Source organism: Bacillus sp. ISL-78 (assembly GCF_018613455.1).
Classification (GTDB): Bacteria; Bacillota; Bacilli; order Bacillales; family DSM-1321; genus Peribacillus; species Peribacillus frigoritolerans.
Genome location: NZ_JAGGQC010000003.1, coordinates 324,038 through 336,522, shown reverse-complemented (window position 1 = coordinate 336,522; position 12,485 = coordinate 324,038). Strand labels below are relative to the sequence as shown.

At 42.0% G+C, this 12,485-nt stretch carries 10 protein-coding genes; 8 read left to right on the top strand and 2 right to left on the bottom strand.

All coding sequences use genetic code 11. The features are described from left to right. Positions 1–72 precede the first annotated feature (72 nt). The gene (locus tag J7I96_RS04100) at positions 73–948 is read right to left on the bottom strand and encodes a dimethylarginine dimethylaminohydrolase family protein (protein WP_214769489.1); all 876 of its coding nucleotides are present in this window, start codon (positions 946–948) and stop codon (positions 73–75) included. A 536-nt stretch (positions 949–1,484) separates the two neighbouring features. Here J7I96_RS04100 and J7I96_RS04095 point away from each other — a divergent pair. Next, positions 1,485–3,101, top strand: a complete 1,617-nt coding sequence (locus J7I96_RS04095; protein ID WP_214769487.1) for a long-chain fatty acid--CoA ligase — start codon at positions 1,485–1,487, stop codon at positions 3,099–3,101. A gap of 94 nt (positions 3,102–3,195) precedes the next feature. Next, positions 3,196–3,993 carry an enoyl-CoA hydratase gene (locus J7I96_RS04090; RefSeq protein ID WP_214769485.1) on the top strand — a complete coding sequence of 266 codons (798 nt, stop codon included), beginning with the start codon at positions 3,196–3,198 and terminating at the stop codon, positions 3,991–3,993. A gap of 351 nt (positions 3,994–4,344) precedes the next feature. On the opposite strand, the gene J7I96_RS04085 is transcribed toward J7I96_RS04090, so the two are convergent. Further along, complete coding sequence (locus J7I96_RS04085; RefSeq protein ID WP_048677954.1) at positions 4,345–4,533, bottom strand: YhzD family protein; 189 nt, start codon at positions 4,531–4,533, stop codon at positions 4,345–4,347. A gap of 310 nt (positions 4,534–4,843) precedes the next feature. Here J7I96_RS04085 and cysK point away from each other — a divergent pair, with 310 nt between their 5' ends. The 6 genes from cysK (at position 4,844) to J7I96_RS04055 (ending at position 12,465) form a co-directional block, all read left to right on the top strand. Beyond that, positions 4,844–5,767: a cysteine synthase A gene (cysK, locus tag J7I96_RS04080; RefSeq protein ID WP_214769481.1), complete on the top strand. Its 924-nt coding sequence runs from the start codon at positions 4,844–4,846 to the stop codon at positions 5,765–5,767. 177 nt (positions 5,768–5,944) lie between these two features. Continuing rightward, a complete protein-coding gene (locus tag J7I96_RS04075) occupies positions 5,945–7,147 on the top strand; it encodes a metallophosphoesterase family protein (protein ID WP_311315253.1) in 1,203 nt (400 codons plus the stop codon). 21 nt (positions 7,148–7,168) lie between these two features. Next, the gene (locus tag J7I96_RS04070; RefSeq protein ID WP_214769476.1) at positions 7,169–10,189 is read left to right on the top strand and encodes an ATP-binding protein; all 3,021 of its coding nucleotides are present in this window, start codon (positions 7,169–7,171) and stop codon (positions 10,187–10,189) included. Positions 10,190–10,224: 35 nt separating this feature from the next. Continuing rightward, a complete protein-coding gene (locus tag J7I96_RS04065) occupies positions 10,225–10,638 on the top strand; it encodes a hypothetical protein (RefSeq protein ID WP_214925522.1) in 414 nt (137 codons plus the stop codon). A 311-nt stretch (positions 10,639–10,949) separates the two neighbouring features. After that, complete coding sequence (locus tag J7I96_RS04060) at positions 10,950–11,774, top strand: ABC transporter ATP-binding protein (RefSeq protein ID WP_214769469.1); 825 nt, start codon at positions 10,950–10,952, stop codon at positions 11,772–11,774. Further along, positions 11,767–12,465, top strand: coding sequence for a (2Fe-2S)-binding protein (locus J7I96_RS04055; RefSeq protein ID WP_214769465.1), 699 nt, complete (start codon positions 11,767–11,769; stop codon positions 12,463–12,465). Before J7I96_RS04060 ends, J7I96_RS04055 begins: the two co-directional genes overlap by 8 nt. Positions 12,466–12,485: the final 20 nt, after the last annotated feature.

Here is a 12,485-nt window from a genome sequence, read left to right as displayed (position 1 = left end):
AAAATTGATGATTGACAACAAAAAGGTGAAAGAAACCGGGCTTCCATAAAAGTCCGGTTTCTTTCATTCTGCTCAGGCAGAATCAGTCTTCTTCGTTGTCCTCAATAGTGGCATGGTGCAACAACGGAAAGAGCCACCGGACTTGATGATTTCGCTTATATCTACTTCAATGACTTCATATCCGCGTGCACGAAGCTGACTATTTACCTGTTTATTACATGGTAGACTGAACAATTTTTTATTCCCAATCGATAGCACGTTGGTTCCTAAAGTGAATTGTTCTTCTTTCGTCACTTCAATCATGTCATAACGTGAAGCTAATAAATCCATCTCTTTTTTTGTAAAGGACTCTGGAAAAATAAGCGCCTCTGTCGGTGAGATGATATTGAAAACACAATCTAAATGAAGGAATGTTTCAATGAAAGGAACCGCTATGACCTCGTATTCCGGTAATAAGGATTGAAGATGCTTGACGGATGTTTCATCCGTTCTTTCACTGATTCCAATATAGATGGTTTTTCCGTCAATAAGGACATCCCCGCCCTCAATATGATTTTTGAGGAGGTTGAAATATGAAATACCATTCGTTTCGAGCCAGGATTTCAATATTTGTTCTTCACCCTGCCTGATACCTGTTGCCAACTCAGCTACGTAAACGGTTTCGCCAAGAGTGAAACCGATATCTCTCGTAAAGACTTGTTCCGGATATGTAAATTGAGGCGGAAGTTTAATGACTTCAATCCCTTCATGTTCTAGAGCCTTTGTAAATTGTGCGTGCTGCTCCAAGGCAAGTGCTTGATCGATATTTTCTTCTTGAAACTCTTTTTGCGTTTCGTTAATAATCTCCCGGATCTCCATATAACGAGGTTCACAAACAATTACCCGTGATAGCTTTGAATATTCACTCGCACAATATGCTTCTAGTTCTTCGTTTATTTTATTTACCATAAATGAGCTCCCTCTAAATATAATTGTATCCTTACTATTTCCTCTTTTTTCTAGAAAGAAACATAAAAAATTGTCATGGAACAGCACCACTAAATTTAGATGGTTTAAAAAAACTTTTCAGATTCCGCTCTTAATAAATGTTTCTGCTTGATTTCAGAAATCCGCTCCCTTTTCGCCGACTGTCTGCCAATCCTCCTCGGGGCAAGCGTTGTGGGGTCTCGGCTAGCTAGTTATTCGGCAGGCGTGTGGAAAATTTAATCCATCCAATAAGGATTACAGAAAATACATGGAGAATAACCTCATCCGAAATTTTTTCGTGATGAGTCCAGCCTACGTTTTTTCTTGAATTACATTTCAGTTGATTCAGAAATCCGCTCCCTTTCAGAATCCGTTTTTTGCAGTCAATTTGATTTGAAAATATCATCAAAATAAAGTCAGATCCTAAATAATCATAAAAGGTACCTAGGGAAAAAGGATTATTTTTTTTCTGGTCGAATATATAATGAGCATGCTTTTAATATAAGGGGGAGTTTGTAATGATGGATACTCCATTGATCATGACTCAAATCATTGAGAGAGCAGAAAAATATTTTCCGAAGAAAGAGGTAGTTTCGCGTACGGATGGTGGCATTCACACATTTACATATGCTGAGATTGCTGAGCGTACAAGAAGGCTGACCAGTAATTTTGAAAAATTCGGTATTCAAACAGGTGACCGTATTGGAACGCTTGCCTGGAACCATCACCGGCATTTAGAAGCTTATTTTGCGATTCCTTGTCATGGTGCTGTCTTACATACAATCAATATGCGTTTGTCCCCTCAACATGTTTCTTATATCGTCAATAGTGCGGAGGATCGATTATTATTGATAGATCCGGATGTCATCCCCCTTTTGGAAGCAATTAAAGATGAGTTAACGACAGTGGAAGGGTATATCATTATGACGGATAAAGATGAGCTGCCTGAAACGACCCTTTCACCTATTTATCATTATGAAAAATTATTAGCCGAAGGAAATCCGAAACAGCCATTCATCCAAACCTTGGATGAAAATGCACCTGCCGGCATATGTTATACGTCCGCCACGACCGGGAACCCCAAAGGTGTGGTTTATTCGCATCGCGGCATTTTACTGCATGCGATTGCACTGGGGCTTGCCGATTCTACTGCAATAAGCGAACGTGATGTGGCCCTTCCTGTCGTACCGATGTTTCATGTGAATGCATGGGGCATGCCTTTTGCCAGTGTTTGGTTTGGAACGAAGATGGTTTTGCCAGGACCCTATTTCACCCCAAAGATTTTGGCGGAGCTTATAGAGACGGAGAAGGTTACTATCGCAGCGGGGGTACCGACGATATGGCTGGGCTTATTGAAGGAGCTGGAAGAAGGCAGCCATGATACGAGCAGCATTCGTGCTGTTTTATGCGGAGGGTCGGCTGCTCCGAAAAGCATGATTAAAACTTTTGAACAAAAGTATGGGATACCATTCCTGCATGCATATGGAATGACTGAAACAAGCCCGCTCGTATTTATATCGAAACCAAAAAGCTATCAGGTAGACCTCCCTGAAGAAGAACTTTATGAGTTGAAGGCCAAGCAGGGCCTTGTTTCGCCAATGATAGAAATTAAAGTGATCGGTAAGGATGGCGAAGTGAAGCCTGATGGAAAGGAAATGGGAGAATTGCTGATTAGGGGTCCTTGGATTGCCAATGAGTATTTTAAGGATGAGCGGTCAGGGGATACGTTTAAAGATGGCTGGCTTTATACGGGGGATGTTGTCACGATTGATGAAGAAGGATTCGTGAAAATCGTCGACCGGACAAAAGATTTGATTAAAAGCGGCGGTGAATGGATTTCATCCGTGGATATAGAGAATGCCTTAATGGCCCATGAAGGAATCTTTGAGGCGGCGGTAATTGCGGTGCCTCACGAAAAGTGGCAGGAACGGCCGATCGCTTGTGTTGTCTTGAAGGAGGCTTACAAGGGGCAAGTGTCCGAGGAAGACATCATCGAATTTTTAAAACCGCAGTTTGCAAAATGGTGGCTGCCGGATGAAGTGGTCTTTTTGGATGAAATCCCGAAAACCGGCGTTGGGAAGTTTTTGAAAAGGGCATTGCGTGATCAGCTTCAGGATAAATATATCAATAAATAACGGCATTATTTGTTTAATTATAACTTTTCACCCTATTCTGAAAACGATTGATGAATATATAATAGATTCATAGAACGAAAGAGGAGGAAATAAATTGAGTATTGAATCGACATCACCTGCAGGCACGGTTTTAGTCACATATTCGGACAGGACAGCCATTGTTGCAATGAACCGTCCAGAGGCAATGAATTCTCTAAATCCGAAAATGCTGCATGATTTCATTAATGCCCTGAAGGAAGTAAGCGAGAAGGATGAAGTGGACGTCGTCATTTTAAAAGGGAATGGGAAAGCGTTTTCCGCTGGTGGTGACATTAAGATGATGCTCTCGCCTGGAAAAGAAAACGCTTTCGATGAGCTGATGGATGGAATCAGTGAATTGGTGACCACCCTATACTTCATGCCAAAATTGACCATCAGTGCCATTCATGGTGCAGCTGCAGGGCTAGGGTTGAGTATAGCTCTTGCAACGGATCATCTTATTGCCGATTCGGAAAGTAAGGTTGCGATGAATTTCATCGGGATTGGATTAATCCCTGATGGCGGCGGACACTTCTTCCTTGAACGCCGTCTTGGTGAAGTGGGTGCGAAAGAATTGATTTGGGAAGGTAAAGTGCTTACAGCGCTGGAAGCAAAAGAAAAGGGCCTCATTCATGAAGTGGCAGACGGAACCTTGGAACATGCGGTAGAGAAAAAAGTGCAATCTTGGCTGCAAAGTCCGGTGCAGGCCATGATTAAAACGAAAAAGATCCTTAGTGAAAAAAATCGCCCACTATTAATAAAGATGCTTGAGATTGAAAAAGCTGCTCAGATGAAAATGCGCCAAACAGCGGACCACCAAGAGGGAATAAAAGCGTTCGTGGAAAAAAGGAAACCGAACTTCATTGGAAAATGAATGAAACGGTCATCGTTTTTTAGTGGCGGTCACAGTTGTAGGGGTTCGGAAAACGTATATGTCATCAAATGACGTTCCCGAATCAACTGACCCATAGCAACACCTTCAATTCCTCAGGTAAGGTTTATAACAAAGTTGATTGGAGCGTAAGGTGCGAGACTCCCGCAGGCGCTAGCCGAGGAGGCTCTCCGGACCGCCCGCGGAAAGCGAGTGCCTGTAGCGGAAATCAACGGCCAAATTGTACAAGACATTAAAAATTGTAGGCCGTCACATCATTGTGACGGCCTTTCTATATAGATTAGAAGCGGGAAACTTGATCATATTTTTTAGTGATTGCGCTTCCATTTTCAATCAGCGATGAAAAAGCAATAAAGCGCCTGAAGGCGATGTACAGCGATGAGTTTGATCTTGATAGTTTTTTTCCTTCAATAGATTTTGTCCCAATTCTTTTGCTTGTTCATCGTTCTCGGCTGTAAATGATTCATCCAATAGTTTTTCCCCTGACGGTTCAAAAACGGTTAATTTGTATATTCTGCTCATTTTAAAAAACTCCCTTATCAAAAATGTTATCAACTGTTATAAAAATTTTATCATTATCTGTCAATTTTGACTATTGTTATGTGAGTGAATCTATTAAGACAAGGAATATTGATATATAGCTGAATATCTTGAAAAAGTAACTATATCGAACTAACTTCATCGTTTTTTTCCTTTAAGATTGGAAAGAATGAAAACAAAACCTATTTATACTAGAGGAATTCTCTCTTTAAAATGAAAAATCATAAATGATATAATAAACTTGAGTAAAAGTGCATGTTGGAAGTGTATGGATCGAAGGGGGTTTTTTTGAATGACGGTAAAAATCGTTAATAATATCACTGAATTGATAGGAGATACACCTGTTGTTAGGATTAATCATTTAACAGCGGAGGGTGATGCTGAGGTATTCGTGAAACTTGAGTATTTCAATCCGAGCCGCAGTGTAAAAGATCGGGCTGCCTTCAACTTAATTAGGCAGGCAGAATTGGATGGTATCATTCAAGCCGGGGCTACGATCATAGAACCAACATCAGGGAATACAGGTATTGGGCTTGCCATGAATGCCGCGGCTAAGGGGTATCGGGCGATTATGGTCATGCCGGATAATATGTCGAAAGAAAGAATCAATATCTTAAAGGCATACGGAGCGGAAGTTGTCCTCACCCCTGCATCAGAGCGGATGCCGGGAGCCATTCGTAAAGCCGAGGAGCTCGCAGCAGAGATTCCTAATAGCTTTATTCCGCAGCAATTCGAAAACCAAGCCAATCCTGATATTCACAGAGTGACGACAGCAGTCGAGATTCTGGATCAGATGGATGGAGACCTGGATGTTTTTGTCGCTACTGCTGGAACTGGAGGAACGATAACGGGTACAGGTGAAGCCTTAAAAGAACATCTGCCGGATTTAAGGGTTGTCGTTGTCGAGCCTAAGGGTTCCCCAGTCCTTTCCGGCGGAAAGCCTGGTCCCCACAAGTTAGTGGGTACGAGCCCTGGTTTCATCCCTAGCATCTTAAATACAGAGGTATTTGATGAAATCGTTCAAGCGGCTGATGAAGATGCGATTTCCACCATGAAGGATATGGCTTCGAAGGAAGGGATATTGATTGGGCCTTCAGGAGGTGCCTCTGTCTGGACTGCCCTGCAGGAAGCCCGGCGTCTTGGAAGTGGAAAACGAGTATTATGCATTGCACCGGATAATGGTGAACGCTATTTAAGTATGGATATCTTTAATTGATGAAAAAGACCGAATGCCGTGAATGAAACAATGTTCGCCATTCGGTCTTTTTCCTGTTGAATTTGCCCATACTGCATGGTGACGTAATAAAATAATAATGTATGGGAAAGTATGTTCTGTTCATGTTAAAATTGAATTGAAATGTTGAAAGAAATCGAGGTGACACTTTTGAGCGGTGTGAAGTTCATTCATGCGGCGGATCTCCATCTGGATAGTCCCTTTTCAGGGTTGAAGGACATGCCGTCAGCTATATTAAAGGAATTAAGGGAAAGTCCGTTTAAAGCTTTTCAAACAATCATTAATGAAGCAATTTCCCGTCAGGTTGACTTTATCGTGTTATCGGGGGATCTATTTGATGGGGAAAATCGGAGTCTCCGGACACAGGTCCGCTTTCGGACCGAAATGGAAAAGCTCCAGCAGCATCAAATCCCTGCCTATATCATTCATGGTAACCATGATCACCTAAGCGGCTCATGGATTACTGTGGGGCTGCCGGATAATGTCCACGTATTTTCAGGGCAAACCGAAGTGAAACGGTTTGAAAAAATCGATGGGACGACTGTCCATCTTTATGGATTCAGTTATCCGCGCCGTCAGGTAAGGGAGAGGATGATCGAAACCTACATAAAAGCTGAAGGGGCCGATTATCATATAGGTTTGCTTCATGGGAACTTGGAAGGCAACTCCGAACATAGCCCGTACGCCCCTTTTTCATTGAAGGAACTTGCTGCCAAAGATTTCGATTACTGGGCATTAGGCCATATTCATAAACATCAGGTTGTTTCGGAAGTCCCGCTTGTGATATATCCAGGAAATATTCAAGGCAGGAACAGAAAAGAGTCAGGCGTTAAAGGGTGCATGCTTATAGAATTCGATGGGGACATGAAGCGCCATTCTTTTATTGAAACCTCTGAGGTGATATGGGAAAGCGAAACAATTGAACGATCCGAAGAAGGTGGATTTGATGCCCTGCTCAAGCAATGCAAGGAAGTAATTGAACGGAAGGGTTTCGATGGGAGAAGCTTTCTTTTGGAGTTGAAGCTGGATGCAGGTGATGCAGCAGGAGCTTCCGGGGAATATCTTGAAGAATTGACCCGGATTTTGCAGGAAGAGGACCAAGGGGAATCATTTGTCTGGGTGTATAAAATCAAACTCATCCAGTCCATTCCTATGAATAGGTCAAATGAAAGTATATCGCCATTTCTGGATGAGGTATCCAGGCTTGCTTCTGAATTTGATGATACGGAGGCTGCACTTGCCCCGCTATACATTCATCCGGGAGCAAGAAGGTTTCTTGATTCAATAGAGCCGGAAGAGCATAGGGAACTGTTGGATGATGCGGAAAGATGGCTTTTGCACGTTTTTGAAGCGAATAAATGAGTGTAGGGAGGAGCAACGGATTTGATTATTAAAGACCTCCATGTTTATGGTTACGGCAAACTGGAAAATCGGCGCTTTCCTGAATTGGGACAGCTGCAGATTTTCTTTGGGGAAAATGAATCGGGTAAGTCAACCCTCATGTCTTTCATTCATAGTATGCTGTTTGGTTTTCCGACAAAGGTTCAAATCGAACCGCGTTACGAGCCCAAAATGCATGCCAAATATGGAGGAAGGCTCAGCCTCATAACAAAAAAAGACGGGGAAATCGTTATTGAACGTGTGAAGGGAAAAGCTACTGGTGATGTGAAATTGACCTTCGAGGATGGAAGGGTCGGCGGCGAAGAAGAATTGAATGAGATTCTTCATGGCGTTGATAAAAACTATTACCAAGCCATTTTTTCTTTCGACCTTCAAGGTCTACAGGGATTACATACACTAAGTGAAGGCACGATGAGTAAATATCTGCTTTCAGCCGGGCTGATCGGGAATGATAAACTTCTAGAAGCCGAAACGAAATTGCAAAAAGAGCTCGATTCAAGGTTTAAACCATCAGGCCAAAAACCCATACTGAATGTGAAAATGAAAGAACTTATGGAATTGCAGAAAAAGGTGAAAGCATCTGAAGAAGAACAGCAGTCATATACGGCATTACTTCAGGAAGAAGCAAAACTTAAGGAGGAGCTCTCCAGAGTCACGGTGGATATTCAAGAGATTGAAGAAAATCTTGTTAACGTAAGTGCCTTTTTGCGGATTAAACCCTTGGTTGAAGAACAGGGGGAACTAGAGGCTGAAATAAGTAAAATTCCGGATGTGAATTTTCCTGTTGATGGCTTAAAAAGACTTGAACAGCTACAGGCAGTTGGAATCCCCATGAAAGCCCAACTTGCTGCATTGACTGAGAAAATGAACAAACTTGAGGGGAAACTCACGGAAATCGAAATCAATCCATTCATCAAGGAGCATAAAGAGCAAATTGAACATGCAATCGATCAAGGAACATTGTTGGAGAAGCTCGAGCTGGATATTAGGAAAGCGGAACACGAAAGACTGTTGGAAGAAAAGAATATCGAAAAGGTGAAGCAGGAATTATTCTTGGATGTTTCTGATGAGGAAATAAGAAAACTGGATATCAGTACATTCATGAAGGAAAAGGTGAAAAGGGCCGAAAGGGAAAAGCATCAGCTCCAAAATGATAAAAAACAGCTCGATGAGAAATATGAGCTGCAAAAGGGAAGTCTGGAAACGACAGAAGCCCGCTTGAAGGAGATTAAGGCCCAGTTACTGCCAGGTGAAAAAAGAATCGAGCTGGAGTCCTTATGCAACAAGCAGAATAACATCGAATTTGAAGCAGCACAATCCCTTATTCTTGATGAACAAATACTTGAACTTGAAAAGCAATTGGGAATACAGAGGAAGAAGGAAGCGGATAATCACAAACGTTCACATATCATGAATGGCAGTTTAATAGCGCTACTATGTTTAGGTGCAATCGGAAGTTATTTCAGTGAACAGATTTTGTTGGGGGTGATACTTCTAGCCGTAGCTGTTCTGTTTGCGGTTTCCAGGTATCTCTTTAAAGGTGATGATATATCGTCCGGGTATATCAGGCAATTGGATGAGATGAAAAGGAAAAGGGCTGCAATTGGGAGTGAAACCAATAAAGGGAGTGAAGGAGAGTCGATGGGGAGGCTGCTTGAACTGGACCAACGTCTCCAAAGGCGCTTTGAAAGTGAAAGTTTCAAATATGAAGAAAGGGAGGAAGCGTTTGAATCAACGATTCAGGAGTATGCCGATTGGGAAGCTAGCAGGGACCGGTTGGATAAAGAATTGAGGAACATCTTAAACGGTTGGGGTCTGTCTTATCCTGGAATGGAAATCAATCTTGAATCTGTATTTGAACTTCTTGAGAAATGGAAGGAAGCCGTTGATAGGAAATATGAAATAATCAAGAGGCATGATTTTCTCCAGGCAGAATTTGAGGGTAAATCAAAGGTTTTATTTCATTTTGCACAAAGCCTTGGTTTTGAACCATCCACATGGCGGGAAGCGATTGGCCAACTGAAACGGGAGTTGAATAAAGCGGTTGAATTCTCCGTTCAGTTAACGCAATGGAGGCAGGAAAGAAGCCGTTTGACGAACGAAATCGAGCAGCTGACAATGGAAAATGGTTATCTTGATGCAGAAATGGAAATGCTTTTTAAGTTAGCTAAGGTCAAGGACGAGGAAGAATTCAGGCATGTCGCTGCATTGTCCGAAAAGAAAATCACTTTACAAAAGCAGCTTGATTTGATTACCATTCAAATTGGGCAATCCAGAATGCTGCCTGATCAAATCCGATCTTATTTAAAACAGGGGATCAATACTTATACATTTGAGAATTTAGAACAGAAACGGAAGGATTCTGTAAAGGTGAAATCCCTTTTATTAGAGAAGCGGGCGGATGCGAAGCATAAAATAAAACAGCTTGAAGTTTCAGGGATTTATGATGATTTTCTTCATCGTTTTCATGAAGAAAAAGCTGCTTTTAACGAAGAGGCGAAGGAATGGGCGAAATTGGCAATAGCCAAAAGCTTATTGAATAAAACATTGGACAGATATAAAAGGGAGCGCCTGCCGAAGGTGATCGCTGATGCCGAGCGCCATTTTTCCTTTTTAACGAATGGAGGCTATCGTAAAATCATCCTTGATCAGTCGGGAGAAGGGATTTTGGTACAGCGAAGTGATGGTTTGAGTTTCAGTGTTGAAGAGGTCAGCCGCGGGACAGCTGAGCAAATATATGTTTCCTTAAGGCTTGCACTTGCTGATCATACTTTTGAAAATGATTCATTCCCTCTCATCATTGATGATAGTTTTGTCAATTTTGATGCGGAAAGGACAAAACGGATGCTTGAGTTATTGAAAAAGATTTCGGAAAAGCGGCAAATCTTATTTTTCACATGCCACCGATATATAGTGGAGCACTTTAGTGAAAATCAAGTGATTCGTCTATCCAGCCCCGTATTGCGCCAAAATATGAATGATTTGATCATCCCCGAAATATAATGGGTCTTAAACTATAGATAAAGAGAGTGAAGTCATTGAATAGGAATGAGTTTGTAAGCCGCCATGATTCTTCTTTGGAGTTAATCATCGAAAAGGAGTTTCCTGGTAAACGATGTGTTGGGGGAAAATATTCTGCCATAGGTCATAGCATCACTTTATATGAGAGAGATATTGAGATTCAGTGTGAACGCTCCCTAGGCTCGCTTGCAAGGCTTGAGGAATATACATGGGTGATTCTCACACATGAGATGGGGCACGCATTAGACCCCGATCTTGCTGTGCTTAGTGAGGAGCTGCACCGTACAGGGAAATCAGAAATCCTTTATCAAATAGAGGTCAATGCATGGAATATTGCAGAAGGATTAATTCCTTTTATCGATCACGATTTATTTTCCTTCATTAGGATTGAGCCCTTGAAACATTGTACAAATCGCCTGCTTGTGGGTTAAAAGGCTCTCCATATGGAGGGCTTTTTTTATTTTCCGCTAAATGGAGTTTGGTAATTCCGATAGTAATTCGGAGATGGGAGAATGGACTATCGTTCGGAAGCTGCAGGCAGTGATGAATGAAAGTATAATGTGCTGGTGTTTTTAGATTAATGTTTCCAAAGGAAGCTTCATATCTTTAAAGGAGCATTCACTTTAATGAATCATTTAAGAGGAATGGGACATGGAGTTATGGTTTATATTCCTTTTTAAGATTGACAGTGAGAATCATTTTCATTAAAATGGTATTATTAGACTAAAAGGGGAGTATTTTAATGCGACCAGCTATTAACACTCAGTCTTTATCGCTCGGTTATGGTGATAAATTAATAATAAATGATATGAATATAGAAATACCCAAAGGGGAGATCACCGTATTCATCGGTGCTAATGGATGTGGAAAATCAACACTTCTAAGGTCTGTAGCCCGATTGTTAAAACCTCAATCCGGCTCGGTCTTGCTCGAAGGCAAAGCGATCTCAACCATGTCATCGAAGGATGTAGCGAGAAAGATGGCGATTCTTCCGCAATCCCCGGTTGCTCCTGAAGGGCTTACCGTCTATCAACTTGTTAAACAAGGAAGATATCCTTATCAAAGTTGGTTGAAACAGTGGAGTTCCGTGGATGAAGAAAAAGTTCAAAAGGCGATTGAAGCAACGAATCTGACCGATTTAAAGGATCAGGCAGTCGATGAATTATCGGGAGGGCAGAAGCAACGGGCATGGATAGCCATGACGCTTGCTCAGGATACGGATGTCATTTTGTTGGATGAACCGACTACATATCTTGATATGACCCATCAAATCGAGATTTTGGACTTATTGTTCGACTTGAATGAGCTTGAGAACCGAACGATCGTGATGGTGCTTCATGATTTGAATTTAGCTTGCCGTTATGCGGATAATCTGGTGGCACTTAAAAATGGGGCGATACATGCTCAAGGCCGGCCAGAGGATATCATCACGCCTGAGTTGGTACAGCATGTATTCAGCATGGAATGTCAAATATCCTTTGATCCAATTTTCGGCAGTCCCATGTGCGTCCCGTTTGGTAAAGGGCGCTACGCACAAACTCAGATAAAAGCGCTGGCCAATGCATAACCTTACACCATCCATTGAAAAAGAACTTCAGGGATACCGGATATCCTTTCGAGATGAAGCCAAAGTTTCCAAGACCTTCAATCATGCTGATGAGCTTATTCAGTATGCACAAGCCCGGTCTGGGGCGGAAACGTCAAGGATAGCCATTTCAATGTGGTTCAGACGCTATGCTTTTTTTGTCACGGCACAATTGTACATGTTAAGCAAACATCGGCTTATTTGGGAAGGCACACTTCAGGACTTTGGTGTGTTGGATGATCCGGAAGATGAGCATTGGCTCCCGGATTTTTTGCTGAAAACCAACAGGTGGAGCAATGTCACGGAAAAGGAAAGCCCTTCTGCCCTCCATTCCATATTGAAAAGCTTTGGTGCCGATGCCATTCGCTTCTTTTCCGGAACTGCTAAAATATCGAAACTAGTACTCTGGGAAAATATTTGGAGCTATACGGTATGGATGTATAGTGAGTTATTGAAGCAAACTGATATAAAGACGCGAGTTGAAAAGGACATTGAAATGCTTCTTGAAGATGAAGTATGGCTGAATATTGAAACGCGTTCCCCCTTTAAACGATTCATTGGGGAAAAAAGTGTTCCGGAGTCAATGAACCCTTACAAACGGGTGACATGCTGTTTATATTACCGAATTGATGGCCAGGAGAAGTGCGCGTATTGTCCGAACATAAACTGTTGAAATAGATTTGATTGGAGAGC